This window comes from Streptomyces sp. AM25 (assembly GCF_058146165.1).
The window spans coordinates 36,472-61,084 of sequence record NZ_JBKIWN010000012.1 but is presented as its reverse complement, the minus strand read 5'-3'; the positions used below and the strand labels follow the sequence as shown (position 1 = coordinate 61,084).

General features: G+C 70.2%; 26 protein-coding genes and 1 pseudogene. 18 read left to right on the top strand and 9 right to left on the bottom strand.

The annotated features are described in order from the left end of the window. The first annotated feature begins 242 nt into the window (after positions 1–242). The 9 genes from ACLHRZ_RS17720 (at position 243) to gnd (ending at position 7,810) form a co-directional block, all read left to right on the top strand. Positions 243–458 carry a hypothetical protein gene (locus ACLHRZ_RS17720; protein ID WP_490419412.1) on the top strand — a complete coding sequence of 72 codons (216 nt, stop codon included), beginning with the start codon at positions 243–245 and terminating at the stop codon, positions 456–458. 79 nt (positions 459–537) lie between these two features. Beyond that, positions 538–1,242, top strand: a complete 705-nt coding sequence (locus tag ACLHRZ_RS17715; RefSeq protein WP_490419514.1) for a response regulator transcription factor — start codon at positions 538–540, stop codon at positions 1,240–1,242. Beyond that, positions 1,232–3,121 (top strand): sensor histidine kinase, encoded by a 1,890-nt coding sequence (locus ACLHRZ_RS17710; RefSeq protein ID WP_490419411.1) that lies wholly within the window; start codon positions 1,232–1,234, stop codon positions 3,119–3,121. Before ACLHRZ_RS17715 ends, ACLHRZ_RS17710 begins: the two co-directional genes overlap by 11 nt. Positions 3,122–3,215: 94 nt before the next feature. Further along, positions 3,216–3,704 carry a hypothetical protein gene (locus ACLHRZ_RS17705; RefSeq protein ID WP_490419410.1) on the top strand — a complete coding sequence of 163 codons (489 nt, stop codon included), beginning with the start codon at positions 3,216–3,218 and terminating at the stop codon, positions 3,702–3,704. Positions 3,705–3,766: 62 nt separating this feature from the next. Beyond that, the gene (locus tag ACLHRZ_RS17700; RefSeq protein ID WP_490419409.1) at positions 3,767–4,366 is read left to right on the top strand and encodes a class F sortase; all 600 of its coding nucleotides are present in this window, start codon (positions 3,767–3,769) and stop codon (positions 4,364–4,366) included. A gap of 104 nt (positions 4,367–4,470) precedes the next feature. Further along, positions 4,471–4,662: a hypothetical protein gene (locus tag ACLHRZ_RS17695; RefSeq protein WP_490419408.1), complete on the top strand. Its 192-nt coding sequence runs from the start codon at positions 4,471–4,473 to the stop codon at positions 4,660–4,662. A 499-nt stretch (positions 4,663–5,161) separates the two neighbouring features. Continuing rightward, complete coding sequence (locus ACLHRZ_RS17690) at positions 5,162–5,311, top strand: hypothetical protein (protein WP_490419407.1); 150 nt, start codon at positions 5,162–5,164, stop codon at positions 5,309–5,311. A gap of 68 nt (positions 5,312–5,379) precedes the next feature. Beyond that, a complete protein-coding gene (locus tag ACLHRZ_RS17685) occupies positions 5,380–6,294 on the top strand; it encodes a Mur ligase domain-containing protein (RefSeq protein ID WP_490419406.1) in 915 nt (304 codons plus the stop codon). Positions 6,295–6,349: 55 nt separating this feature from the next. Beyond that, positions 6,350–7,810, top strand: coding sequence for an NADP-dependent phosphogluconate dehydrogenase (gene gnd / locus ACLHRZ_RS17680; protein ID WP_490419405.1), 1,461 nt, complete (start codon positions 6,350–6,352; stop codon positions 7,808–7,810). Positions 7,811–7,889: 79 nt separating this feature from the next. Here gnd and ACLHRZ_RS17675 read toward each other — a convergent pair whose 3' ends face one another. Together ACLHRZ_RS17675 and ACLHRZ_RS17670 are read right to left on the bottom strand one after the other, a co-directional pair. After that, complete coding sequence (locus tag ACLHRZ_RS17675; RefSeq protein WP_490419404.1) at positions 7,890–8,060, bottom strand: hydrophobic protein; 171 nt, start codon at positions 8,058–8,060, stop codon at positions 7,890–7,892. Positions 8,061–8,122: 62 nt separating this feature from the next. Further along, complete coding sequence (locus tag ACLHRZ_RS17670; RefSeq protein WP_490419403.1) at positions 8,123–8,830, bottom strand: hypothetical protein; 708 nt, start codon at positions 8,828–8,830, stop codon at positions 8,123–8,125. Between the two features lie 224 nt (positions 8,831–9,054). Between ACLHRZ_RS17670 and ACLHRZ_RS17665 the strand changes: the two genes are divergently transcribed. Further along, positions 9,055–9,609, top strand: coding sequence for a type 1 glutamine amidotransferase domain-containing protein (locus tag ACLHRZ_RS17665; RefSeq protein ID WP_490419402.1), 555 nt, complete (start codon positions 9,055–9,057; stop codon positions 9,607–9,609). A gap of 120 nt (positions 9,610–9,729) precedes the next feature. Then, on the top strand, positions 9,730–10,305 hold the full coding sequence (locus ACLHRZ_RS17660) for a TerD family protein (RefSeq protein ID WP_490419401.1): 576 nt from the start codon (positions 9,730–9,732) through the stop codon (positions 10,303–10,305). A gap of 18 nt (positions 10,306–10,323) precedes the next feature. On the opposite strand, the gene ACLHRZ_RS17655 is transcribed toward ACLHRZ_RS17660, so the two are convergent. From ACLHRZ_RS17655 to ACLHRZ_RS17645, 3 genes are all read right to left on the bottom strand, one after another. After that, the gene (locus ACLHRZ_RS17655) at positions 10,324–10,797 is read right to left on the bottom strand and encodes an OsmC family protein (protein ID WP_490419400.1); all 474 of its coding nucleotides are present in this window, start codon (positions 10,795–10,797) and stop codon (positions 10,324–10,326) included. A 28-nt stretch (positions 10,798–10,825) separates the two neighbouring features. Then, on the bottom strand, positions 10,826–11,314 hold the full coding sequence (locus ACLHRZ_RS17650; protein WP_490419399.1) for a hypothetical protein: 489 nt from the start codon (positions 11,312–11,314) through the stop codon (positions 10,826–10,828). A 70-nt stretch (positions 11,315–11,384) separates the two neighbouring features. Then, positions 11,385–12,941, bottom strand: a complete 1,557-nt coding sequence (locus tag ACLHRZ_RS17645) for a Na+/H+ antiporter (RefSeq protein ID WP_490419398.1) — start codon at positions 12,939–12,941, stop codon at positions 11,385–11,387. Positions 12,942–13,116: 175 nt separating this feature from the next. On the opposite strand from ACLHRZ_RS17645, the gene ACLHRZ_RS17640 reads away from it, so the two are divergent. The 3 genes from ACLHRZ_RS17640 to ACLHRZ_RS17630 all read left to right on the top strand — a co-directional run bounded on the left by ACLHRZ_RS17640 (position 13,117) and on the right by ACLHRZ_RS17630 (position 18,724). Further along, positions 13,117–15,699: a sensor histidine kinase gene (locus ACLHRZ_RS17640; RefSeq protein ID WP_490419513.1), complete on the top strand. Its 2,583-nt coding sequence runs from the start codon at positions 13,117–13,119 to the stop codon at positions 15,697–15,699. After that, positions 15,696–16,430 (top strand): SDR family NAD(P)-dependent oxidoreductase, encoded by a 735-nt coding sequence (locus ACLHRZ_RS17635; protein WP_490419397.1) that lies wholly within the window; start codon positions 15,696–15,698, stop codon positions 16,428–16,430. The genes ACLHRZ_RS17640 and ACLHRZ_RS17635 overlap by 4 nt, the downstream gene beginning before the upstream one ends. A 167-nt stretch (positions 16,431–16,597) precedes the next feature. Next, positions 16,598–18,724 (top strand): G1 family glutamic endopeptidase, encoded by a 2,127-nt coding sequence (locus ACLHRZ_RS17630; protein WP_490419396.1) that lies wholly within the window; start codon positions 16,598–16,600, stop codon positions 18,722–18,724. Positions 18,725–18,906: 182 nt separating this feature from the next. Here the strand turns inward: ACLHRZ_RS17630 and ACLHRZ_RS17625 are convergent, their stop codons facing one another. After that, positions 18,907–19,614 carry a GPP34 family phosphoprotein gene (locus ACLHRZ_RS17625; protein ID WP_490419395.1) on the bottom strand — a complete coding sequence of 236 codons (708 nt, stop codon included), beginning with the start codon at positions 19,612–19,614 and terminating at the stop codon, positions 18,907–18,909. Between the two features lie 114 nt (positions 19,615–19,728). Beyond that, positions 19,729–20,154, bottom strand: a complete 426-nt coding sequence (locus ACLHRZ_RS17620) for a hypothetical protein (RefSeq protein WP_490419394.1) — start codon at positions 20,152–20,154, stop codon at positions 19,729–19,731. Positions 20,155–20,381: 227 nt separating this feature from the next. Between ACLHRZ_RS17620 and ACLHRZ_RS17615 the strand changes: the two genes are divergently transcribed. Beyond that, positions 20,382–20,933, top strand: coding sequence for a GNAT family N-acetyltransferase (locus tag ACLHRZ_RS17615; RefSeq protein ID WP_490419393.1), 552 nt, complete (start codon positions 20,382–20,384; stop codon positions 20,931–20,933). 94 nt (positions 20,934–21,027) lie between these two features. Here ACLHRZ_RS17615 and ACLHRZ_RS17610 read toward each other — a convergent pair whose 3' ends face one another. Continuing rightward, positions 21,028–22,380 (bottom strand): NsdA family TPR-like regulatory protein, encoded by a 1,353-nt coding sequence (locus ACLHRZ_RS17610; protein ID WP_490419392.1) that lies wholly within the window; start codon positions 22,378–22,380, stop codon positions 21,028–21,030. Positions 22,381–22,552: 172 nt separating this feature from the next. Between ACLHRZ_RS17610 and ACLHRZ_RS17605 the strand changes: the two genes are divergently transcribed. Both ACLHRZ_RS17605 and ACLHRZ_RS17600 read left to right on the top strand, forming a co-directional pair. Further along, positions 22,553–22,993, top strand: a complete 441-nt coding sequence (locus ACLHRZ_RS17605; RefSeq protein WP_490419391.1) for an ATP-binding protein — start codon at positions 22,553–22,555, stop codon at positions 22,991–22,993. Next, a complete protein-coding gene (locus tag ACLHRZ_RS17600) occupies positions 22,990–23,499 on the top strand; it encodes a hypothetical protein (RefSeq protein ID WP_490419390.1) in 510 nt (169 codons plus the stop codon). The genes ACLHRZ_RS17605 and ACLHRZ_RS17600 overlap by 4 nt, the downstream gene beginning before the upstream one ends. Positions 23,500–23,520: 21 nt before the next feature. Here ACLHRZ_RS17600 and ACLHRZ_RS17595 read toward each other — a convergent pair whose 3' ends face one another. Beyond that, on the bottom strand, positions 23,521–24,066 hold the full coding sequence (locus ACLHRZ_RS17595; protein WP_490419389.1) for a GNAT family N-acetyltransferase: 546 nt from the start codon (positions 24,064–24,066) through the stop codon (positions 23,521–23,523). A gap of 124 nt (positions 24,067–24,190) precedes the next feature. Here ACLHRZ_RS17595 and ACLHRZ_RS17590 point away from each other — a divergent pair. Beyond that, a pseudogene (locus ACLHRZ_RS17590) lies at positions 24,191–24,592 on the top strand (WYL domain-containing protein); the annotation flags it as partial. Positions 24,593–24,613 lie beyond the last annotated feature (21 nt).

Sequence of the window (24,613 nt, the reverse complement as noted above, 5' to 3'; positions counted from 1 at the left end):
TCACCACGCCACGAATAGAGGCTATATCCCCTTTGTGTCAGGGCAGTTGGGGCGGTAGCAGGGCACGTCAGCCGCTTTGCGGCGTTTGCAGACGATGACGTCGGTTCCACTTTTGGGGCGGTTGAATTCGGCGATGGCCATGCAGGTGGGGTCGAGGCTGGTGCGGCAGGACTCCGAGTCGAGCCTGCCGAACTTCGGGCAGGGCATGGATTCACCCTCGCAGCATGCGCTTGCGTCCCAGCATGTCCGAGAGGTGCCGGGTCCATCTCTGGGGCTTCGCCCTGTTCGCCATCTCCTCGGCCGCCTGCAGCCTCACCCCCGGCCTCGGCGCGCTCCTCGGCTTCCGCGCCGTCCAGGCCCTGGCCGCCTCGATGATGGCCTCCAACAGCCTCGCCCTGGTCTACGTCGTGGCCCCACCGGAGAATCAGCCTCGGGCCGAGGCCCGCATCGCAATGTGACAGGGATCACGGACTGGACGCCCTCGCCGGAAGTGTCGGTTTCGCACTCCCATACGATGGCGGCGTGTGTGCAGACGTCATGGTCGCCGAGGACGACGAGAAGCAGGCCGAGCTGATCCGCCGCTATCTGGAGCGTGAGGGACACACGGTCACCGTGGTGCACGACGGCCGTGCCGTGCTCGACCGGGTGCGGCAGCGTGAGCCGGACCTGCTGGTTCTGGACGTGATGATGCCACTGGTCGACGGCCTGGACGTGGTGCGGGTGCTGCGCGGTGAGGCACGTGAGCTGCCTGTGCTGATGCTTACGGCCCGCTCCACCGAAGGTGATCTGCTGCTCGGGCTCGACCTGGGCGCCGACGACTACATGACCAAGCCGTACAGCCCACGCGAGCTGATGGCACGGGTGCGTACGCTGCTGCGTCGCACCCGCCGCACGGCACCGGCGGCGCCCGCCTCGACCGCCCTGACGGTCGGGGCGCTGCGTGTGGACCCCGACCGGCACGAGGTCACCGTCGACGGCGCGCCGATGGAGTGCACGCCCGGCGAGTTCCGCCTGCTCGCCGCGATGGCCGCCGAGCCGGACCGGGTTTTCACACGGCAACGGCTGCTGGAGGAACTGCACGGCTTCGACCGGTACGTCAGCGCCCGTACCGTCGATGTCCACGTCATGAACCTGCGCAAGAAGATCGAACCCACACCGCGCAACCCCGTGCGGCTGCTCACCGTCTTCGGTGTCGGCTACAAGCTGACCGACCCTGCCAAGGGTGCGGGCCGTGCGCCGTAAGCGCGATCGACGCCCGTACCGCAGCCTGCCGTTGCGCAAGAGCCTGCTCGGCCGCTTCCTCGGGGTGTTCGCCCTGGTCGCCGCCTGCTCGGTGGCGGCGACGGCCTGGCTGGCCGTGCAGACCACGTCGGGGGCGATCCGGCAGGAGCAGGGCCAGAACCTCGCGGACGACGCCCGCATCTACGACGCCCTGCTCGGCTACGGGGCCACCCACACGAAGTGGGACGGGGCCGAAGAGACGGTGCGGGACCTGGCCCGGCGCTACGGCCGCCGGGTCGCGGTCACCACGCAGGAGCGCCGGACCGTGGCCGACTCGGCCACCGGTCAGGCACCGCCCGCCCTGGCGGCGAAGCCCTCCGCGGTCGTCGACCCGCTGGCCGTGGACACCGTGCTCGGCTCGGGCACGGCCACCGACCGGGGCACGACGCCGGACCGGATCGATCCGCGGGCGGTCGGCCCGTTCCGGCTGACGGCGGCCGAACGCACCGAGCTGAGGCAGAAGGCGGACCGCAATGCGGACTGCCTCCGTTCCTTCGGTACCCCGGCCGAGGTCGTGGAGAACCCGGCCGGGCGCCCCCGCGTCGTCGTCAAGGGCGGCGGTTCCGAGGCCGTGCAGCCCGCCAAGTGCCCGAACACCGGCCTGGACACCCCCACCAGGACCGAGGAGAAGGCGCTCGCGGCCCTCAACAACCTGGCCGATGCATGCCTGAGCCGACAGCGCCGCCCCGGCATCACGCTGCACGTGGACCTGACCTGGCAGCAAGGGCCCGCACCGAAGGCGGAGGGGCAGGGCGACGACGACCAGGCCGTCACCGCGTGCGTGAGCACGGCGCGGCGCGAGCAGCTCGGCGGCTACGTGGCCCCGCCGGCCCTGCTGTTCATCGGCACCCCCGACTCCGGCACCGTGCCCGGCTTCGACCTGTCGCCCGCCAACACCGCCAGGATCGTGGGCGTCGCCGCTCTCGTGCTCGCCCTCACCATCGGCGTGGCACTGATCACCGGGCGCCGCCTGGTACGGCCGTTGCACGCGCTCACAGGTGCCGCACACCGGATGAAGGACAGCCCCGGGGCGGAACCCGTTCCCGTCACGGCCGATGACGAGCTGGGGCAACTGGCCGTCGCGTTCAACGAGATGGCCGAGCACCGCGCCCGCCTGGAAGAGCTGCGCAAGGCGATGGTCAGCGACGTGGCGCACGAGCTGCGCACGCCGCTCAGCAACATCCGCGGCTGGCTGGAGGCCGCACAGGACGGACTCGCCGACCCCGGCCCGGAGTTCACCTCCTCGCTTCTGGAGGAGGCGGTTCAGCTGCAGCACATCATCGACGACCTGCAAGACCTCGCCGAGGCCGACGCGGGCGCCCTGCGACTGCACCCCGAAGAGGTGCGTCTCGACGCACTGCTGGCCCAGGTGGCCGCCGCCCACCAGGCGCGGGCCGACACGGCAGGCGTGGCCCTGAGCGTCACGACGCAGGACGCCCGGCTGACCGCCGACCCGGTCAGGCTGCGACAGGCGATCGACAACCTCATCTCCAACGCGATCCGCCACACGCCCTCGGGCGGCGAGGTCGCCCTGAACGGCCGTGTCTCGGGGGAACACGTCGTCGTCGAGGTGAGGGACACCGGCATCGGCATTCCGGCGGCCGATCTCCCGCATGTCTTCGACCGGTTCTGGCGCGCGGAGAAGTCCCGCAGCAGGCGTACCGGGGGAAGCGGCCTCGGCCTGGCGATCGTCCGCAAGCTCGCCGAGGCCCACGGCGGTTCGGTGAGCGCCGTGAGTACCGAGGGGAAGGGCTCCGTGTTCACGCTGCGGCTGCCGGCGCCGGCCCTGCTCCCGGGACAGGGCGCGGACGACCCTGATGCGATGCCTACAGCGACCTGACAGGTTCCTCATAACTTCCCGCGAAGCTGGCGATCACGTGGCGCCGGTACGACACGTACCGGCGTCGTTCGCCAGACGAAGGGAAGCCCACACCATGCCGTCCCACCGCCGACCGACCCGCCGCAGCAAGACCCTGCGCAATGCCGCCTTCGCCACCGCCGTGCTCGGCGGGGTGTTCCTGCCGACGACCGCCGCGTTCGCCGCGGACGGACCGGCCCCGCGCGCCGCCGCCCCGTCCACGGACCAGGCCCCGTCCGCGAAGGCCGCGGACCCGCAGAAGGCGGCTCCGGCCGCGCAGGAGAAGACCCCGTCCACGGCCGCCCCGGCCCCCGTAAAGCCGCGCGGCGGCGCGGCCGCCGGCGAACGCCCCGCCCCCGCGCCGGACTCGGCCAAGTCCGCAGCCGCCCCGGCACCCGAGGTGAAGAAGCCGAGCGGTGGTGTCGCCGCCGGCGAACGCCCTGCCGCCGAGACGGGCGACGACGCGACCGCCACGGTGGCCGGTTCGGCCGCTGGGGCCGCGCTCCTGGCGGGCGCGGGTGCCTTCGCCCTGCGCCGCCGCGCCGCCGCGCGCCACAACGGCTGACGCCGCCCCGCCCGTGGTGCCGCCCCGCCCGGGGCGGCACCCTCCCTCTGCGAAGGCACCACATGTCCCGTACACGACCGACGAGTTGGCGCAGCCGCATCCTGTCCTCGCTGCTCTGCCTCATGGCCCTGACGGTTGCCACCGGCTGCTCGAACGCACCGGCCCCGGGCGCCGCGGCGACGGCGGAACCGTCGGCTCCTGCATCACCCGACCGGACTGCCGCCGCCCCCGCCTCGGTGTCCATCCCGTCCCTCGGCGTGGACAGCCCTGTGATGCCGCTCGGCCTCAACCAGGACGGCACCGTCCAAGTCCCGCCCGCGGACAAGGGGATGACCGCCGGCTGGTACACGGGCAACCCGGCACCCGGATCACGTGGCGCCGCCGTCGTCATCGGCCACAACGACACCCGTCACGGCCGGGCCGTCTTCCACGACCTGAAGAAGATCCGCCAAGGAGCGGAGATCACTGTACGCACCGCCGGCGGAACAGCCTTCCGCTTCACCGTCACTGCCACCGAGACGGTCAGCAAGAAGGCCTTCCCCACCGACAAGGTCTACGGCGCGACAACGGCACCGACCCTGCGCCTGATCACCTGCGACGGCGCCTACGACGCACAGGGCCACACCGTGGACAACCTCATCGTCTACGCCGCGCTGCGCTGAACCGCCGGCAGCCGCCCTTGGCAGCGGTCAGCCGGTTCAGCGGATGACGGGCCCCGGCTCCTTCCCGGGCTTCCTACGACCAGTACCTGGGCTGGGGCGACGCCGTGCGCTTCGCCGCCTGCACCGCCGCCCGCATCGGCGAGGTCTCCGGCGTCCGTGCCCGGGACACCGACCGGCGCACCTGGACCTGGGAATGCTGCCGCCAGACCACCCCCGGGCCCGGCGGGCTCATCGACAAGGGCACCAAGGCAAACGGCGACGTACTGTCCCCCTCATCCCCGAAATCCGTCCCATGACCCCTGCCCGCCTCGACGCCGTGGGGCACGACCCCATGGCCCGGCTCTTCACCGGCCCGCGCGGCGGACGGATCACCACGGCCATCCTGCGCGACGCCACTCACTGGGATGAAGTCGTCGTCCGCCTCGGCTACGAACACCTGCGCCGCCACGACCTCCGCCACACCGGACTGACATGGATCGCGCCGCGCACTGGTCGAGCATGCACCCCACCGTCCAGTGGTGAACCGCAACCGGCTCGGGTGCGGGCCCGACAGGATGCTGTGCCCCCACGGCGGGCACAGCATCAGACCACTGCGCCCCGGGGTGTACCGATGCGACGAGCACGGCGTGACGGTCGTCCGCAAACTCCCCTGGCTCCCGCCCATTTCATGCCTGGAGCATGAGGCGGCCGGAGAAGACCCCGCGGACTCATGAACTCCTGCCCCGGCCTGCAGACCCTGGGCCAGCCGGGGCGGACCCCTACCTCTGCCGTACACCACGAGCAAGGGAGTGTTCGATGCCTGATATCTCTGCACCGGAAGGGCTGCGCGTCGGCATCTCTTTCGGCAGGCCGTCACCGGAACTCATTGACGTCAGCGACGCTCCATGGAGCGAACTGCGCGCCCGGATCGACGTCGCCCTCCGCACCACATCTCCCGGCCGATGAGGTGGCCGCCGAGATCGGGCAGGGCCGCCTGGTGATCATGTCCGTGCACAAAAGCATCCGCACGCTCAATGCGACACCCGCCGGGCGTGGCGGTCACCTTGTCCTCTTGTCCTCGCCGTCGGGGCGGACTCCGGCCGCGTGCTCATCCACAACCCGTCAGGCTTTCCCGGGCACTCGCAGACCTTCGCCGCCGTCCCGTGGACCGACCTGGACCGTTTCTACGCCGGGCGGGGCATCGTCCTCGGCCCCCGGACGGAGGGAACCCCTTGATCCCGCTCACCCTTGCCGAGGCCGCCCGGGTAACCGGCGGGACCCTTGACCACGTACCCGACACCGGCCGCACGGTGCACAGCCCCCTCTCTTTCGACTCCCGCAAGATCCACCCCGGCGGGCTCTTCGCCTGCCTTCCCGGACGCAGCACCGACGGCCACGACCACGCCGCTGCCGCCATCGCCCATGGCGCCGTCGCCGCACTCGCCGCACGCCCGGTAGGGGTACCGGCCGTGCTGGTGTCCGATGTCCTGGCCGCGGGATTTCCCACCGAGTCCACAGCAGCCTGTCCGTCACGCTTCGTTACCGCCGCCTTCGGCACCTCACGCCCCTCGCCGACACCTCGGCGCCCGCACGGGGGCCGAACCCGAGTAGCTGACTCACCGTCAGGAAAGTCAACATTAAGTCAGCATCGGACCTGCCGGAACCTGCCACGAACCGCCCGTAAGCTCCAAGATCACGCAACCGCCGGACCGCACATTCCGGCGGCCTCCCGGCATCAAAGCCCCGACACATCGGCTACATGCCCCGCCTCGCGACTTGTCGGAGTCACACAATTCCGGCCGTATGCGGCGAGGCCCGCGCGGGCAAGGCAAGTGACAGATCCAAGGCCACCCGCAGCACATTCCCGGCCGCCTTCGACCACCCGTGCGACGATGACCGGGCGACGTCCGGCTGCCCGAGGGGAAGATCTTCACGCACTCCGGGGTTGACGCTCGCACAGCTCTTCGACGTACCGATGCACGTGACAGGAGTGGAACACCGCACATGGCCAGCACCCCCGCCACCACCCCCACCGCCCAGATCGGCGTCACCGGACTCGCCGTCATGGGCAGCAACCTCGCCCGCAACTTCGCTCGCCACGGCCACACCGTCGCCGTCCACAACCGCACAACCGCCAAGACCACGGCCCTCATTGACGAACACGGCCACGAAGGAAACTTCGTCCCCGCCGAAACCCCCGAAGAGTTCGTCGCCGCACTGCAGAAGCCCCGCCGCCTCATCATCATGGTCAAGGCCGGCGGCCCCACCGACGCCGTCATCGACGAGTTCGCCCCCCTCCTCGACGAGGGCGACATGATCATCGACGGCGGCAACGCCCACTTCCTCGACACCCGCCGCCGCGAAAAGGCCCTCCGCAACCGCGGCATCCACTTCGTCGGCACCGGCATCTCCGGCGGCGAGGAAGGCGCCCTCAACGGGCCCTCCATCATGCCCGGCGGATCCGTCGAGTCCTACAAATCCCTCGGACCCCTTCTCGAGTCCATCGCCGCCAAGGCACCCGACGGCACCCCCTGCTGCACCCACATCGGCCCCGACGCCGCCGGACACTTCGTCAAGATGGTCCACAACGGCATCGAGTACGCCGACATGCAGCTCATCGCCGAGGCCTACAACCTGCTGCGTACGGTCGCCGGTTACGAGCCGGCCCGGATCGCCGAGATCTTCCGTGACTGGAACACCGGGCGGCTGGACTCGTACCTGATCGAGATCACCGCCGAGGTGCTCGCCCACACCGACGCGGCCACCGGGAAGCCGTTCGTGGACGTGGTGGCCGACGAGGCCGAGCAGAAGGGCACCGGGCGGTGGACCGTGCAGACCGCGCTGGACCTCGGGGTTCCGGTCTCCGGGATCGCCGAGGCCGTCTTCGCCCGGTCCGTCTCCGGGCACACCGACCTGCGGCGTGCCGCGCGCACGCTGCCCGGTCCCGGCGCCGAGCCGCTGTCCGCCGACGCGGCGGAGGCCTTCGCGGCGCAGGTGGAGGAGGCGCTCTACGCCTCGAAGGTGGTGTCCTACGCACAGGGCTGGAACATGATCAGCGCCGCGAGCGCCGAGTACGGCTGGGACATCGACCTCGGGTCGACGGCCGCCATCTGGCGGGGCGGCTGCATCATCCGGGCCGCCTTCCTCGACCGCATCCGCACCGCGTTCGCCGCAGACCCCGCGCTGCCCACGCTGCTGGCGGACAAGGAGTTCGCGGACGAGGTCGGCCGGGCGCAGGACGCCTGGCGTGCGGTCGTCGCCACCGCGGTGCGCCACGGCGTGCCCACGCCGGGCTTCTCGGCCGCCCTCGCCTACTACGACGCGCTGCGGGCGGAGCGGCTGCCGGCCGCCCTGACGCAGGGGCAGCGGGACTTCTTCGGGGCGCACACCTACCGGCGCACCGACCGCGAGGGCTCGTTCCACACCGTGTGGGCCGGCGACCGTCACGAGGAAGCGGCCGGCTGAGGCCGCCGGCCGCCGGGACGTCCGGCCGGAATGCGACCCGGAATACGGGCGTCATCCGGCCGGGCGTCACCGCCGGAATTCACCAGCGATACCAGCGGCCCCTTTTCCCGCCGGAACCCACGCTGCGGAAAAGGAATCCCAGCAACCACACGACCAGCACGGCCATGGCGAGCCACCACAGCACGTGCAGCACGAATCCTGCGCCGCCCAGAATCAGGGCCAGCAGCAGGACGACGACAAGTACGGCCATATCCGCCCCCTTTCTGCTCTGCAGGGATATTCCCTGCACAGGGCCGGACAACCGTTTTCCGGTCAGGCGGGGTGCGGGCTGTCGCCGTCCAGGAGCAGTTGGGGCACCTGGGTGAAGGACCAGTCCCCGCCGCCCTTGCGGGTGAAGACCCAGACCAGGTCGAACCGGTCGTCGGGCCAGGCCTTCGGCGGCTCGGGCCGTACCGTGCCCAGGCCCTTGACGATGGCGGAGATCCGGTGGTGCTCCCAGGCCACCAGGGTGGCGCCGTGCAGTCCGACGAGCTCCTTGGCCAGCGCAGCCTCGTCGTCCGTGCGGTAGTCGAAATTGGGCTTCGCCTTGAGCTTCGCCCCCAGCGGGGTGACCGTCTCGCTGGGCCGCAGGCCTCCCCCGCCGTGGTGCGGCGAGGCGGCGTAGACCGCGGTCGGCCGTACCAGGCCCTGGCGCAGCGGCGTGCCGCCGTCCGGGGCGAAGAGGCCGGTCAGCGCTCCGGCGCGCTGCCAGCCGCGGACGGTGAGGGCGTGGTCGCTCTGCTCGCCGTCCTCGGTGATGCCGAAGGGCGGCTTCTTGCCGCTCTCCTTGGGCTTCTCCGCATGCCGGATGATCATGAGGGTGTCGTCGCCGGAGGCCGGGGGCCGGCCCGTCTCCCCCGCCGCCGCACTGTGCTTCTTGCCGCCGCAGGCCGCCGTCATGGCCCCGGTCGCCGCCACGGCTCCACCGGCGCCGATCATGCGCAGCAGGGTACGGCGCCGTGGCGCCCGGGGTGTCTCCATCTCCGGCTCCTTCGTGTTCAAGGCACGTCAACTCCCGTTGGTCGTCCATGGTCGCGGATGGCTCCGGCACCCCGTCAGGTCAGGTCTGCCTTCCCATGCTCGCCGCACCGCCGCCGCATCGCCCTGCGGCGGCAGCGTGAGGCCCCTGGGGTCGCGGCCGTCCGGAAACTGCCGCACAGTGACGGAATGGCAGACGGCATGGCGGACGGCGAAGGGCGGCACCCGTGCAGATCGCATTTCTCGCGGCACCGGACGGTGTCGAACAGGTCGAACTCACCGAGCCCTGGCAGGCCGTTCTCGACCACGGTGACAAACCCCGGCTCGTCTCCACCCGCAGCGGCCGGATCCAGGCCTTCGACCACCTCGACCGGGCCGACACCTTTCCCGTGGACCTGACCCTGGACGAGGCCCGTATCGAGGATTTCGACGGGCTGGTGCTGCCGGGTGGCGTCGCGAATCCCGATGTGCTGCGCATGGACCGGAAGGCCGTGGAATTCGTGAAGGGATTCTTCGACGCGGGAAAGCCGGTCGCCGCCATCTGCCACGCCCCGTGGACGCTGATCGAGGCCGACGCGGTGCGCGGCCGCACCCTTACCTCGTGGCCCAGCCTGCGGACCGACGTGCGCAACGCGGGCGGAACATGGGTCGACCAGCCGGTCACGCTCTGCACGAACGGCCCCAATGCGCTGGTCACCAGTCGCAGGCCGGCCGATCTGAAGGCATTCTGTGCGGCGTTCACCGACGCGTTCGGCAAGGCAGCACGGGCTGCCGAGAACTGACCTCTCGGTCAACACTTCATGTATTGCGCAAACGGGGAACCCTGGGGCCCGCCCGTGCGTCCTGCCTGTCGACAGCACAACCGCTGCACACACCCACCGCACCACGCACGGAGGACCCCAATGGCCGTGACCCTGTCCAAGGGCGGCAACGTCTCGCTGAGCAAGGAGGCCCCGGGCCTGACCGCGGTGACCGTCGGTCTGGGCTGGGACGTGCGTACCACCACCGGAGCGGACTACGACCTCGACGCCTCCGCCCTGCTCTGCGACACCTCCGGCAGGGTCCTCTCCGACCAGCACTTCGTCTTCTTCAACAACCTCAACAGCCCCGAGGGTTCGGTCCGGCACTCCGGCGACAACCTGACGGGCGGCGGCGAGGGCGACGACGAGCAGATCCAGGTCGACCTGGCCGCCGTCCCCGCGCAGGCGGCGCGGATCGTCTTCCCGGTGTCCATCTACGACGCCGAGCAGCGCGGGCAGAGCTTCGGGCAGGTGCGCAACGCGTTCATCCGCGTGGTCAACCAGGCCGACGGGCGGGAGATCGCCCGTTACGACCTGACGGAGGACGCCTCCACCGAGACCGCGATGGTCTTCGGCGAGGTGTACCGGCACGGGAGCGAGTGGAAGTTCCGGGCGATCGGGCAGGGTTACGCCTCCGGGCTGGCCGGCATCGCCCAGGACTTCGGCGTCAACGTCTGACACTGCTCCGGGTCTTCCTCACTGGACGCGGACGACCGGCTCGTGCCGGACGGGGAAGTTCACCGACCGGGCGATGAAGCAGACCGCGTGCACGTCGCCGTGCAGTGCGCGGGCCTTGTCCACCATCGCGGCCTGCGCGACGGTCACTTCGGGCCGGAGCACGACCTCCGTGATCCGGCCTCCCCCGCCGCTCGCGTCCATGGCCATGACCCCGTGGGCCCGGTCCTCGTAGTCCACGACGGTCACCCCGCCGGTGGCGCACAGGTGGAGGTACCAGAGCATGTGGCACTGCGCGACCGACGCCACCAGCAGTTCCTCGGGGTTCCAGCGGGCCGGGTCGCCGCGGAAGGCAGGGTCGGAGGAGGAGGCGATGGGCGCCTTCCCCTCCGCCAGCACCTCATGGGCACGGCTGAAGGACCGGTAACCATCCGTGCCCGGACCGAGGTTGCCGGTCCATTCGATCGTCACGTCGTAGGTGTGTGTCTCCGTCACGCACCCAGCATAGGGAGAGCCCGGCCGCTCAACTCTTCGCCGAGTCCTCCACCTTGATGTCGGATATGAGCTTGGTGCTCAGGTCCGACTGCACCGACAGGTACGTGTACGTCGGGTGCTGGTCGTCGCCCCAGGTGAGCCGCACCCGCGTCCACGTGTGCCCCGCACCGCTGTTGTCGTAGGTGACCTGCCATGCGCGCGGCGTGTTCTGCGCCTGCAGGACGCCGTCCACGTGGTGGCTGTGCTCCCAGGCCTCCAGGCGGATGCGGAACTCCTTGGTGAGGTAGTGGGCGCGCAGGGCGTTGGCCAGCGCGGTGTCGGGTTCGCCGGAACGCGCGTCTATGTAGGCGCTGTAGAAAGCCGCCACGCGGTCCTGGACCGAGTCGCTGCTCCCCGCGCGGACGGGCGGCGACGGTGCCTCCGCCGCGAACGCGGTGGCGGAGGCGGACATCGTGAGCAGGAGGGCGAGGGCGATGGCGGTGCGCTTGACGGTTCGGTTCACGGACTTGGCGGACATGGTTTCCCCCACAGTTGTGTGCTCCTTCACCCTGTAGAGCGCTCAGCGCACCGGAATTGTTCCTTCCGGCTCACTCGCCCAGGCCCGCCTCCTCCAGATCCAGCGCCCGCTGCAGACGCCGCCGCGTCGTGTCCCCTATGCGGTTGCCCGCGTACAGCCGCGCCAGCTCCGCGGACTCCGCCGCGATGACCGTACGGCGCAACTCCCGGTAGCCCGCGGCCGAAACGGCGGACGCCCCCTCCCCCTGGTCCGCGTCCGCCTGGTCCAGCCGCGCCAGCAGCCCCCGCCGCAGCTGGTCGATGACGATGGCCGGCGCCGCCTCCAGCTGCTCCATCTCGTCCAGGCACCCCAGCCCCGCCTCCGCGAGCGCCGCCCGGGCCCGGGCCTCCTCGCGGGCCGTGTGCTCCGGTTCCAGGGCGATGCCCGACCACCGCACCACCGGCGCCAGCGTGAAGCCCTGCAGGATCAGCGTGAACGCCACCACCCCCGTGGTGAGCACCAGGATCAGCGACCGGTGCGGCAGCGCCTCCCCCGCGTCCGTGGCCAGCGGCACCGACAGCGCCGCGGCCAGCGGCATCACCCCGCGCGTCCCCGCCCACGACACCACCGCGGGGATCCGCCAGGACACCGGACCGTCGCCGCGCCGGCGCTGCATCACCACCGACAGCGGCAGTACCCCCAGCAGCCGCACCGCGATCACCGTGGCGGCCACGGCCAGCACCGCGGGCAGCCACTGGTGGCGGCTCGGGCCGAGTGCCCGTACGAGTGTGGGCAGCTGCAGCCCGATCAGCGCGAAGACGACGCTCTCCAGCAGGAAGACCACCGTGCCGTAGACGGCCTGGACCTGCAGCCGGACGGACCCGCTGGTGAGGGTGTGGCCCGTGCTGCCGAGCAGTACGCCGGCGATCACGACCGAGGTGACGCCCGAGGTGTGCAGGTCCTCCGCCAGGACGTATCCGGCGTAGGGCGTGACCAGTGCGATGACCGTCTCCAGCACCGGGTCCTCCGTACGCCGCCGGATCAGCGCCGCCGCCCCCGCGACCGCGGCCCCCACCAACGCGCCCCCGCCGCCCAGGACGAGGAACTGGCCGCCCGCGGCCGGCAACGAGACCGCGCTCGCGGCCACCGCCGTGGTGACCGCCACCTTGAACAGCACCAGCGACGTCGCATCGTTGAACAGGCTCTCCGCCTGCACCAGCACCTGGATGCGCGGCGGCAGCGACAGCCGCCGGCCCAGCGCGGTCACCGCCACCGGGTCCGTACTGGCCAGGATCGCCCCCAGGACGAACGCCATCGTCCCCGGCAGCGGGGTGATCGCGGCGGCCACCGCCCCGACCGCCGCCGCGCTGACCAGCACCAGGCCGAAGGCCAGGACGGTCACCGGCCGCCACACGCGGCGCAGTTCGCGCCAGGGGATCTCCTCGGCGGAGGCGTAGAGCAGCGGTGGGAGCACCGCGACACTGATCACGTCCGGGGAGACCCGGACATCGGGTATCCAGGGCAGCAGTCCCATCAGCACTCCGCCCACGACCAGCAACGAGGGGGCGGGGATCCGCCAGTGGCGGGCGCCGGTGGCGACGAGGGTGGCGAATCCGACGAGGAGCAGGGTGGCGGTCAGGGTTGTCACGTGCGAATTTTGTCGTCCCCGCGCTCTGAAGGGCGAGGTTCTCCCCTCTGAGGTGTGTGACGAAGAACGCAAATGATCAAGGATCAGGAATGCGTCAATGTCGCCGTTCAGTACCGCGATCGTGCTCCCCCGGCCCGACGATGAAGGTGTGGACCACATCAGGAAGGAGCACCTCATGGCGCAGGTCAGCGCGCCTCCGGGGGAACGGCGCAGGCCTCCCGGCAGACTCAAGGTCTATCTCGGCGCCGCGCCCGGGGTCGGCAAGACGTACCGGATGCTGGACGAGGGGCGGCGCCGTGCCGAGCGCGGTACCGACGTCGTGGTGGGCTTCGCCGAGTGCCACCGGCGGCCGCACACCGAGAAGATGCTGGAGGGCCTGGAGGTCGTGCCCCGACAGCGGCGCAACTACCGGGGCATGGAGGTCACCGAACTCGACCTCGCCGCGGTCCTCGCGCGCCGCCCGGACGTCGTACTGATCGACGAGCTGCCGCACACCAACGCCCCCGGCGTGCCCAACACCAAGCGCTGGCAGGACGTGGAGGAGCTCCTCGCCGCCGGCATCGACGTCGTCACCACCGTGAACATCCAGCACCTGGAGTCGCTCAACGACGTCGTCGAGAAGATCACCGACGTGCCGCAGCGCGAGACCGTCCCCGACGAAGTCGTGCGCCGCGCCCACCAGATCGAGCTCGTCGACATGCCCCCCGAGGCACTGCGCCGCCGCATGGCGCACGGCAACATCTACGCGCCGGAGAAGATCGACGCGGCGCTCTCGCACTACTTCCGCGTCGGCAACCTCACCGCCCTGCGGGAGTTGGCGCTGCTGTGGCTCGCGGAGCGTGTCGACGAGACGCTGCAGCACTACCGCGCCGAGCACGGCATCGGCGGTGTGTGGGAGACGCGCGAGCGCGTGGTGGTCGCACTCACCGGGGGCCCGGAGGGCGAGACCCTCATCCGGCGTGCGGCGCGGATCGCCGCCCGGTCCGCAGGCGGCGACCTGCTGGCCGTCCATGTCGCCCGCAGCGACGGGCTGGTCGGCGCCTCGCCTGCGGCCCTGGCCCGGCAGCGCCAGCTCGTCGAGACCCTGGGCGGCAGCTACCACACCGTCGTCGGCGACCACGTGCCCGCGGCGCTGCTCGCCTTCGCCCGGGCCGAGAACGCCACCCAGCTCGTCGTCGGCGTCAGCCGCCGCGGCCGGCTGCTGCGCTGGCTCACCCCGCAGGGCGTCGGCGACTCCGTGGTCGAGGGCTCGGGCGACATCGACGTCCACATGGTCACCCACGAACGGGCCGGCCGGGGACGTGCCATGCCCGTCCCGGGCAGCGGCCTGTCCCGCACCCGCCGGATCGCGGGCCCGGTGGCCGGATTCGTCCTGCCCGTCCTGCTGACCCTGCTGCTGCGCGCGGTCGCCGACCCGCTCGACCTCAATCTCACCAGCGAGACACTGCTGTTCCTGCTGTCCGTCGTCGGCGTGGCCTGCATCGGCGGCGTCGTCTCCGCGCTGCTGGCCTCGCTCACCGCGTCACTGCTGCTCAACTACACGTTCATCCCGCCCATCGGCCGCTTCACCGTCTACGAGGCCAACAACATCCTCGCGCTCATCGTCTTCGCGCTCGTCGCCGTCATCGTGGCGACCGTCGTGGACGGTTCGCTGCGGCTCAGCCGCAGGGCGGCGAGCGCCACGGCCGAGGCCGAGACCCTCTCCTCGCTCGCCGGCGGCATCCTCCGCGGCGAGCTGGACGTCCCCGTCCTGCTGGAACGCACCCGGGAGACGTTCGGCATGGCGTCCGTCGAACTGCGCCCGCGCCGCCGCGAGTCGGAGCCGGTGCGGCCAGCGGCGCCCACGGGGAACGGGGACGGGATCACCGTCCCCATAGGGAACGACAGCGAACTCGTCCTGCGCGGCCGGCCGTTGCCCGCCACCGAGCACCGCGTCCTCACCGCCTTCGCCGCCCACCTGACGGCTGCCGTGGAACGGGCCCGGCTCGCCGAGGCGGCAGCCGAGATCGAACCGGTCAAGGCCGCCGACCGCATGCGCACCGCCCTGCTGGCCGCCGTCAGTCACGACCTGCGCACCCCGCTGGCCGGCGGCTGGGCCGCCGTCAGCTCCCTGCGCAGCCGCGACGTCAGCTTCTCGGAGGAGGACCGCGAGGAACTCCTGGCCACGGCCGAGGAGTCGCTGGCCAAGCTCAACCGGCTGGTCGACAACCTCCTGGACATGAGCCGCATCCAGGCCGGCGCCCTGACCCTGCACCTGCAGCCCACCGCGCTCGCGGAGGTGCTGCCGCTGGCGCTGGACAGCCTGCCCGAGGCGCCGGCCGACCCCGTCGCCGTGCAGGACGTGGCGGGCGCCCCCGCCGTGCTGGCCGATCCGCCGCTGCTGGAGCGGGTGGTCGCCAACCTCGTGGCCAACGCGGCCCGGCACTCGCCCGCCGGCCGTCCGGTCACCGTCGCGGCCAGCGTGCTCGCGTCACGGGTCGAACTGCGGGTCATCGACCGGGGCCCCGGCATCCGGCAGCAGGACCGGGAGCGGGCGTTCGCACCGTTCCAGCGCCTGGGCGACACGGACAACACGACGGGCCTCGGACTGGGGCTCGCCCTGTCCCGGGGACTGACAGAGGCGATGGGCGGGACGCTGACCCCCGAGGACACCCCGGGCGGCGGCCTGACGATGGTCGTCAGCCTCCCGGCCGCACCGGTGCCGGAGGCGGTGAGAGGGTGGGAACCGAGCAAGATCGACAACTCGGAGGCGCCATGAACCGCACCGTCCTGATCACCGGTTCCGCCCACGGCCTCGGCCGCGCCCTGGTGCACGCCTTCCTCGGCGCCGGGGACCGCGTCCTCGCCTGGGACGTCGACGACGACGCCAACCGGGCCATGGCCGCCGAGGCCGACCCGGGCGGCGGGCACGTCATGACCGCCCGCGTCGACCTCGCCGACCTCGACGCGCTCCAGGACGCCCATGACCGTGCCCGGGAGGCGCACGGCCCCGTCGACATCCTCGTCAACAACGCCGCCCGTGCCCTGCCGAAGTCCCTGTGGGACATCACCCCGGCCGAGTGGGACGGGCTCTTCGACGTCAACCTGCGCGCCGCCTTCTTCCTCACGCGTGCCGTGGCGGCGGACATGCGCACCCGTCGCACCGGGCGCATCGTCACCATGGCCTCCGTCGCCGGCCAGACCGCCCGTCCCACCGGCGCCGCCTACGGGGCGACCAAGGCCGGGCTCATCTCGCTGACCCGTGCCTTCGCCGCCGAACTCGCCCCGTACGGCGTGACGGTGAACGCCATCTCCCCCGCGATGATCGACACGCCCATGGTGCGGTCGGTCGGCGAGGAGAAGCTCGCGGAACTGACCGCGCAGACGCCGGTGGGACGCATCGCCACCCCGGAGGAGGTGGCGGCTCTGGCCGTCTATCTGGCGGGGCCGGACGCGGGGTTCATCACGGGGGCGACGTATGACATCAACGGGGGTGTGCTGATGCGGTGAACGCTCCGCTGCGGTGGATGGAATGCGGCTGTGGTGCGACTGCGGGGTGAATGCGGCTGCATTCACCCGATCGAGCGAGTGCTGTCCAGTACGTCCCGGGATTACCGTCGATATTCCGAACTCCCGCGCGGGAAACGGCGGGTGTGCGAGGCTCTTTCCTTGGGGGGATGACGGTGCCCGCTCCATTCGGCCTTCAGGTTCCCTACGAGATCGTTCCCACCGGCCACGCCGGCGTCTATGTATCGCCGACGCCACCCGCTGATTTCGACCCCCTCACGGCGGATCCCGCCTCGCTGGCCGCCCACGGATTTCCTCTGCCCCGCCCGGGCAAGGGCGACGACCCCGCGCTCGTCGCGGCATGGCGTCGATTGTTCGCGCGTCCTTGGCAGTCGGCCGACCGTTTCGTGGACGGGCTCGCACCGCGCACCGGGATCACGCACGGCCTTGCCGGTGCCCGGACGGTCGCCAATGCCGCCGGGCCCCTTTCCCAGTGGGCCGGGGTCGCGATCCCGGGCGGCTGGAGGGGGGCACTGGGCAGCTGGCAGGTCCCGACCGTCAGCAAGTCCGCGGCGCCGCAAGGTCCGGCAGGGGGCTGGAACTCGACCTCCTGGGTCGGTATCGACGGCAAGTTCGGATCGACCGACGTGCTGCAGGCGGGAGTGCAGCAACGAGTCGACGCGTCGGGAAACGCCACGTATGCAGCCTGGTACGAATGGTTCGCCGCCCCGCAGCCGGACTCCCCTCCCTACGTCTTCCAGACGGACATCCCGAACTTCGTCATCCGGCCGGGAGACACCGTCTTCTGCCTGATCCGCTACGTCAACCAGGCAGCCGGGCAGCTGTTCTTCGCCAACGACACCCTGGACCAGCGGTTCTCCATCACCTTGGCACCGCCACCGGGCGCGACGTTCGACGGCTCCTCCGCCGAGTGGATCGTGGAGGCCCCGGTCGAGGGGGAGTCGAATGCATCACTGCCGGTCTTCACGCCGGTGCAGTTCACCGACGCGATCTGCTGGGGCGCGAGCGCGAGCGGAGCGGCCATCGGCGAAGCCGCAGTGCTCATCGGGGATCCCGGAGACCCCCGCGCCGGCGAGACCATGGACATCCTCGGCCTCGGCAGCAGGCAGCTGACGTCGACCACACGCGGCGGCCGCGGCAGCCATGCGGTCACCATCACCTACATCGGTCCGTCGTCCTGGATCGACAACGATCTCACTGCGCTGTCGCGCGGTGTGCCATCAGCCACCCACAGTGCTCTCGACGGATACCGCCAGGCCACGGACAGCAGCCAGCACGTCAACTTCGTCTCGACGGACGGGCACATCCACGAGCTCTTCAACCATCCCTTCGCCGGATGGGTCGACAACGACCTCACCGCGGCTTCCGGCGGTGTACCGGCGGCTTCCGGAAGCCCCCTCGACGGATACTGGCAAGTCCCCGACGACAGCCAGCACATCCATTTCATCGCCGCCGACGGCCACATCCACGAACTCTTCATCCACCCGTCCGCCCCGTGGGTCGACAACGACCTCACCGTTGTATCCGGCGGAGTGCCCGCAGCTCCCGGCAGCGCCCTCCACGGATACTGGCAGGCTCCCGACGACAGTCAGCACGTCCACTACATCTCGACCGACCGGCACGTCCACGAACTCTTCATCCACCGTGACGCCCGCTGGGTGGACAACGACCTCACTGCTGTCTCCGGTGGTGCGCTCGCAGCGGCCGGAAGTGCTCTCGACGGCTACTGGCAAGTGTCCGACAACAGCCAGCACGTCAATTTCCTCTCGGTGGACGGGCACGTGCACGAGCTCTTCTTCAACGGCACCCGCTGGACCGACAACGACCTCACAACAATCTCCGGCGGTGCACTGGCAGCTGCCGGAAGCGCCATTGACGGCTACTGGCAGGAATTCGACAACAGCCAGCACGTCCACTACATCTCGACCGACGGGCATGTCCACGAGCTCTTCTTCAACGGCACCCGCTGGACCGACAACGACCTCACAACAATCTCCGGCGGTGTACCGGCAGCCACCGGAAGCTCCCTCGACGGCTACTGGGACAGCGCCAACAGCCAGCACATCAACTTCATCTCCGACAACGGCCACGTCCACGAGCTCTTCTTCCGCCCCTTCGGCCAGTGGGTCGACAACGACCTCACCGCCGCTGCAGGCACGACGAGCCACTCGACGTTCTCCGACAGTCCCCTGGACGGTTACTGGGACGGCAACAACAGCCAGCACGTCAACTACATTGCCCCCGACGGACATGTGCACGAGCTGTTCAGCCCTTGAACGCGGGCGATCACGCCTGCAAGGAGCCGAGAGAGTCCAACTCCGTCTTCATCCACCGATGCTGGAATCCCCTCCCCTGTGCGCGCAGCCGGTCTCCTGGATTCGATCATCTAGAGTCTGTTGTGAAAGTGCTGGTCACAGCCACTCGTTGAGGACTGTGACCAGCACTTTCACAACAGACCCTAATCCCGCATCCGCCTGGGCACCATCGCGGCGAGCACCTCGCTGGTGTCCCGCAGCGGCGCGGACACGGATTCCACCGCCCCTATCCCGCGGGCCCGGTCCCGCGCGCGCCGGGATATGGTGATCTGCGGGACCCGCGGGTCCCCGTTCAACGGAACCCGCAGGTCCCTGTACAGCCCGCTGCGGAGCACCATGCCGGACAGGAACAACCCGTGCTCGTCCAGGCGACGTCCCTCGCCGGTGGCCAGACGAACCTCGTTGATCAGCCTGTTCCTTACGGTCGGGTCCGGGTAATACCGCTCCCGCCGGCGCCACCCTCCGTCCGGCACGTGCCGGACCGTACCGCGCGCGACGAGCGCGCTGCGATGCCGGAGGAACGCATCGCGCCGGCCCCGCTGCGACACCCACTTGCCCAGTGTCTTCGCCTTGCCCTCGTGCGCCAGTTCGGCCAGCAGCTCGTCGACCCAGGCCAGGCCCACAGGGGTGGCGTCGACCAACTCGATCTCAGCCCAACCCAGCTTGTACACCGACAAGAAGTCGAACAGCTTGACCTTGCGCAGCGGGATCAGCAGCTTGCCCCGCAGGGCGAGCTCGCCGAGTTCTGCCACCGCGCAGCCGTCCTTGGCCTGGCCGGGGTCGATCGCCATGCCGGTGTCGGCGAGTGAGAGCAGAGCGAATTCCTCGGGCAGCGTCAGCGGAGCAGCCATGTGTCCATTCTGCCCGGACTACGGCTTGTCCGGCGGATCTTCACGGATCAGCGGGCAGGGCCCCGGGGGCGCCGAACCGTGCGGGCCCCCGGCCACAGCCTGCGGTGATCGGAGCTATTTCTGGGTGTACGTGTACGGGCTGGTGAGAGTGATGTCCGTGCCCTTGGGGTCCCAGATGCCGATGTGGAGACCGCTGGTGTTTCCGTCCTTCGGCACCCACCCCATGCAGGTCGGAACGTCCGAGCTGCAGCCCCACTGGGGGATGACCCAGATACTCGCGTTCTCGCCACCGTTACCGGTCAGCTCAAGCGTGTCGCACGTGCCGGACTTGACCACGTTAGTATAGGTCTGCCGGTCTATGAGACGTACCTGGACTCCGACGGCTCCGTACGGCGCCGGGCCGGACTTGTTGCACAGCGTGAGCTTGTGGGGGGTGACGGCGTAGGCCTGGCTGGTGCCTACGAGGCCGGCCGCTGCGGCGGTGGCGCCGAGGACGGCGAGCGTGCGGGCGGTCCGCCTCTTGAAAACAGTGAGGTTCATGGTGGTGCTCCTGGGGGATCCGACGAGCCACGTGGCCCGTCGGACGATCGGTGCGCCGAAGTGCGCAGGACCACCATCACGCTCCGGCCTTGCCGAAAGGTTGGCGGATCGTTGACGCGGCCGGCAGACGCGGGTGCCCCGGCCGACCTGACGGTCAGGGGCACCACGGCAGCCTCCACCTCTGGTGGGGCGGGCCGTTGTCGCTGTTCCCGGCCTAAGCTTCCGCCGTGAACGACACCACACACGACATACGCATCCGCCCCGGCGGCCTCGCCGACGCACCCGCCGTTCTGGACATGCTCGACTCCGCAGTGGCCTGGATGAATGCACGTGGCAACACCGAGCAGTGGGGCACCACCCCGTATTCGCAGAAGCCCGGCGGAGTGGCGCGGGTCGAGCGGTACATGACCGAGAACGTCCCGTACATCGCAGAGTCGGGCGGAACGCCCGTCGGGGCTCTGGTACTGGATTCCGGGCCCAGCCCGCAGATGCCGATCGCGCCGGCCGGGGAACCCGAGCGGTACGTGCGGCTGCTGGTCTCCGACCGGCGGTACGCAGGTCTGGGCATCGGGGCGGCGCTGCTGGCACACGCCGCCGAGGAGACCCGGCGGGCCGGTGTGGAACTGCTGCGGGTGGACTGCTGGGCGGGCGGCGGGGGCGAACTGGTCGCGTTCTACGAGCGCAACGGGTTCACCCCCACCGAGCGGTTCCTGTCCGACGCCTGGCCGGGACAGGTGCTGGCCCGGCGGGTCGGCCGGCAGACCGATGCAGCGGCGTAAGTCGGGCGCGTTTCAAGACCTTCATCAGTCTGCAGAAGATCAATACCCCCGCGCGGCCTACGTGGCCGCGGGGGGCGTACGCGCATTCAAGGTCTTACGCGGCGGCCACCAGGTCACGGGCCCGCTCGTTGAAGTCGGCCACGAGCCGATGGCGGCCGAAAGGCTGCATCCGCTTCTGCAGGTCCTGCACCGCCTCGACGGCCCTCGACGACTTGACCTGTCCCGTCAGCTTCAGCGTGCGCACGCCCGCCGCACAGGCCGATTCGAGGTCGCGCCGCTGCAGATGAGACACAGCAAGCGCAGCCTGTGACATGGCACCTCGCCGCGCCCGCTTCTGCATGGCCGCATGGTTGATGGACCGGTGTGCGTGTTCCTCGGCGGCCTCGGCGTCACCAAGGTCGCGGAAGGTGTTCGCGTGCTCCCCGTGCAGGTACGCCGGGTCGATGAACGCCGCCCAGTCCGGTTCGTCGGCCAGGTCGGCGCGATCGTAGGCCTTCTCGGACTGCGCGACGGCATGCGCTGCGGCCGGATTCTCGCCGAGCAGAGCGAGTGCCCGCGCTTCAAGGCACCACAAGTCGGCCAGACAAGCGGGCGACTTGGTCCTCGACAGCCCTTGACGGCCCGCCTGCGCCAGGCGCCGGCCCTCGGCAGGGTTCCCGAGCAGTGTCGCCTGATCGGCCATGCCCGCCAGCACGTGGGCGCCGAGTGCGGGCTTCTTCGACTCCTCGGCAAGGCGCAGCGACTGGATCAAGTACCTCTGGGCGATGCTGTGTTCGCCGTTGTCGTAGGCCATCCATCCGAGCAGGTAGGTCTGTTCCGCCGCCGCCTCGCACAGCGCCTCCCGCACCTCGTCACTGTGGGCGCGGCGCAGCAGCGGGTAGACGTGTTGGTTCATGTAGTCGGCCAGGACGAGCCGGCCCGACCCTCCGCCCTGGAAGATGTCCATGCGCTGGAAGGTCGTGAACATGTTCTTCACCGCGGTGACATCCTCAAGACGTACCCGCGGCCCCGGCTCGGGCTGCTGGTCAAGCGTGTTCAGCAGCCAGTCTCGTGAGGGCCCCACCCCGGCGACAGCCGCAAAAGGTGCAGCCGCGAGGAACTTACGTCGGTCCACGTCAGCTCTCCCCAAGTCTGCGACGACTTCCACCGTAGCCGTGTACGAAGAGTTGTACACGAGTGCGACCTCGGCGGCGCCACTGTCACCGAGCCCGAGATCGTACGTTGTGACCCGAAGCCGGAAGTGCTCCGAGAACACGTCGGCAAGGATGTCCGGGATGGGTGCACGCGGGGTCTCGCCTTGGAGCCAGCACCGGATACGCGTCGCGTCCGGTGAGATATGCGGCTGCTTCCATTCGATTGCCTTGGATTTGACACGTCGCGCCAGCTCCCCGCGGCTCATCCCTGAACGGTCCAACCACTGCGCAAACTTGGCGTTCGGCGCCTTCATGATCACAACCCTCTGTGATGAGGGGCCGCGGAAGCGACACCTTTCGACACCCCCCTCGACGGTACCCGGAGATGCGTCGCGCGTGTTGCCTTGTCGGAGGGAAGCGACCCGTCCGCGAAGCGGAGCACGACAACCCAACCACCCGCTGTGACCGACCCGTTAGGGGGCACACGTGATCGAACGACAGAGCATCGCAACGCCCGTCTGCTCCGCCCCTCAGGCCGGGCCCCCGTCACAGCTCATACTCACCAGCGGTGCGGAAGCCCCCGCCGCGGCCCGCGCCTACACCCGTGAGTTCGTCGCGCACGCCCTCGACGACCCCGACCCCGACCACTTGGACGACGTCGTCCTCGCCGTCTCCGAGCTGGTGACCAACGCCATCCGATACGGGACGGAGCACCGCGACTCCGTGCTCGTCGTCCTCGACGCCGACGACGCCCGCACGCGCATCGAGGTCCACGACAGCGTCCGCCAACAGCCCCACATGAAGCCGGGAGACGTCGAGAGCCTCCGGGGCCGCCTTCGCATCGTCGACACCCTCGCCACCTGGGGTACCGGGACACGACCGGCGGGAAAAGGAAAGTTCGTATGGGCGGAGGTCCCGAGCCGATGACAAGTTCACCCACCGGCCTCACGGACCGCTTGTCCATCAAGGTCAGCCCCAGCATCGCGTTCCTCGCCGATCTCACGCACACTGTCGGCATCCACTACGGAGGCGCCGGCGCGGTGGCGCAGCTTCTCATGACCCACGCCCCGCCCCGCCGCCCCGGCGAGACGGTCGAATGGATCGACGCGGGCATGCGCGCCCTCTCCGCCTGCCTGAATCTGGTCCCGGTCACCGAGGAACCGGTCGACGTGGGGCCGCGGCTGTCCGTGCACCGAGGAGTCGCCCAACTCGACTACGGCGAAAGGGACTGGCGCATCTGCATCCCCGACCCCGGCCGGGCCTGGTTGCAACACGTCAACAGCAGTGGCCCCGTGCGCTTGCTGGTTGCCTGCGAGCCCTCCCGAAGCAACCGTGCTCAAGGGGAGTGGGCGCGGTTCGTCGAGGAATGCGTCGAGGCCGACACCATCCGGTGGGGGACCACATGCGTTAGCCGCAGATGGCGGCCCGACTAGCAAGCGGGCCGCCCCGGAGCCTCACGAGACGGGCTGACCAGCGGCGTTCTCCGGATCCGCGCCCCTGAGGTCCAGGCGCCAGTCGTTGCTCCGCATGAAGCTGCCCGGCGGGTACTCGAATTCACACTCCGCCACGAGTGAGAAGCCGACCTTGCGGCAGACGGCATTCGATGCGGGGTTGTCGACGGACGGGAATGCATGCAAGTACTGGTGCTTCTGCGCTTCCCGTGCGCTGGCGACGGCTGCAGCTGCAGCAGCGACGGCAATGCCTCGGCCTTGGAACGGCGGAAGGATGCTCCAGCCCGTCTCGTAGACGGGCTCGTCCTGCCAGATGCGTTCCCAGTAGCCGATGGTGCCGACGGCTTCGGGCTCCCCGGACAGGACGATGCTGAACATGCACCCTCTGCCTGTGGCGGCGATGTTCAGGTACCGCTGGTGGCGGTCGAGGATCTGCTCCTCGGTCTCCGGGCCGCCCACATGCTTCTTCATCTGCGGTGTGTTGACCTGCCGCAGCAGGTCGAGGTCACCGTCCGCCCAAGGCACGATTCGCACTTGTGGCGTGTTCATCAGCTCCGGCATCTCTCGTTTCTCCCCGTCAGTCCTGCAGGTGGTGTCGGACAGAAACGCTAGTGCTGTGATCGCACAGGTCCACCGGTTTGGCACGAGGATCGGACGACATCCCGTTGCTGTTGCCCAGATCGGCGAGGACCGGACCTTCCGGCTCGATCGCATCACAGATGCGCGGACCTTGCCCGGCTCATTCGAAGCGCCCACGGGTCCCGGTCCGGCACAGCGTGTGCTGTCAGCGTTTGCCACGGCCGCGTACCGGCATGAGGTGACCTTGCGGATCCACGGGACGGTCGAGCAGATCCGCGCCCGCCTTCCCGCCAGCGTCGCGAGCCTGGAGGAGTACGAGCCCGCGGCAGGCGAGGACCGGGCAGCCGAGCGCCGGCTGCGGGCCGAGCAACTCGACGGGCTTCCTCCGGTACTCGCCTCACTCGACCGGCCGTTCGTGATCGTGCGCCCCGACGAACTGCGCGACCTCGTCACCGAGCTCGCCGATCGCCTCGCGTCCTCCGCCCGTCAGGCCTGACAGTGAGGAACCAAGGCCATG

Bases quoted from the DNA above. Each gene is read 5' to 3' on its own strand.
- ACLHRZ_RS17625 (WP_490419395.1), bottom strand. From the start codon at position 19,614: ATGGCTGCTCCGCTGACGCTGCCCGAGGAATTCGCTCTGCTCTCACTC.
- ACLHRZ_RS17660 (WP_490419401.1), top strand. From the start codon at position 9,730: ATGGCCGTGACCCTGTCCAAGGGCGGCAACGTCTCGCTGAGCAAGGAG.
- ACLHRZ_RS17705 (WP_490419410.1), top strand. From the start codon at position 3,216: ATGCCGTCCCACCGCCGACCGACCCGCCGCAGCAAGACCCTGCGCAAT.
- ACLHRZ_RS17670 (WP_490419403.1), bottom strand. From the start codon at position 8,830: ATGGAGACACCCCGGGCGCCACGGCGCCGTACCCTGCTGCGCATGATC.
- ACLHRZ_RS17675 (WP_490419404.1), bottom strand. From the start codon at position 8,060: ATGGCCGTACTTGTCGTCGTCCTGCTGCTGGCCCTGATTCTGGGCGGC.
- ACLHRZ_RS17650 (WP_490419399.1), bottom strand. From the start codon at position 11,314: ATGTCCGCCAAGTCCGTGAACCGAACCGTCAAGCGCACCGCCATCGCC.
- ACLHRZ_RS17690 (WP_490419407.1), top strand. From the start codon at position 5,162: ATGCCTGATATCTCTGCACCGGAAGGGCTGCGCGTCGGCATCTCTTTC.
- gnd (WP_490419405.1), top strand. From the start codon at position 6,350: ATGGCCAGCACCCCCGCCACCACCCCCACCGCCCAGATCGGCGTCACC.
- ACLHRZ_RS17640 (WP_490419513.1), top strand. From the start codon at position 13,117: ATGGCGCAGGTCAGCGCGCCTCCGGGGGAACGGCGCAGGCCTCCCGGC.
- ACLHRZ_RS17630 (WP_490419396.1), top strand. From the start codon at position 16,598: ATGACGGTGCCCGCTCCATTCGGCCTTCAGGTTCCCTACGAGATCGTT.
- ACLHRZ_RS17685 (WP_490419406.1), top strand. From the start codon at position 5,380: ATGCGACACCCGCCGGGCGTGGCGGTCACCTTGTCCTCTTGTCCTCGC.
- ACLHRZ_RS17620 (WP_490419394.1), bottom strand. From the start codon at position 20,154: ATGAACCTCACTGTTTTCAAGAGGCGGACCGCCCGCACGCTCGCCGTC.
- ACLHRZ_RS17635 (WP_490419397.1), top strand. From the start codon at position 15,696: ATGAACCGCACCGTCCTGATCACCGGTTCCGCCCACGGCCTCGGCCGC.
- ACLHRZ_RS17720 (WP_490419412.1), top strand. From the start codon at position 243: ATGTCCGAGAGGTGCCGGGTCCATCTCTGGGGCTTCGCCCTGTTCGCC.
- ACLHRZ_RS17610 (WP_490419392.1), bottom strand. From the start codon at position 22,380: ATGAAGGCGCCGAACGCCAAGTTTGCGCAGTGGTTGGACCGTTCAGGG.
- ACLHRZ_RS17700 (WP_490419409.1), top strand. From the start codon at position 3,767: ATGTCCCGTACACGACCGACGAGTTGGCGCAGCCGCATCCTGTCCTCG.
- ACLHRZ_RS17600 (WP_490419390.1), top strand. From the start codon at position 22,990: ATGACAAGTTCACCCACCGGCCTCACGGACCGCTTGTCCATCAAGGTC.
- ACLHRZ_RS17595 (WP_490419389.1), bottom strand. From the start codon at position 24,066: ATGAACACGCCACAAGTGCGAATCGTGCCTTGGGCGGACGGTGACCTC.
- ACLHRZ_RS17715 (WP_490419514.1), top strand. From the start codon at position 538: ATGGTCGCCGAGGACGACGAGAAGCAGGCCGAGCTGATCCGCCGCTAT.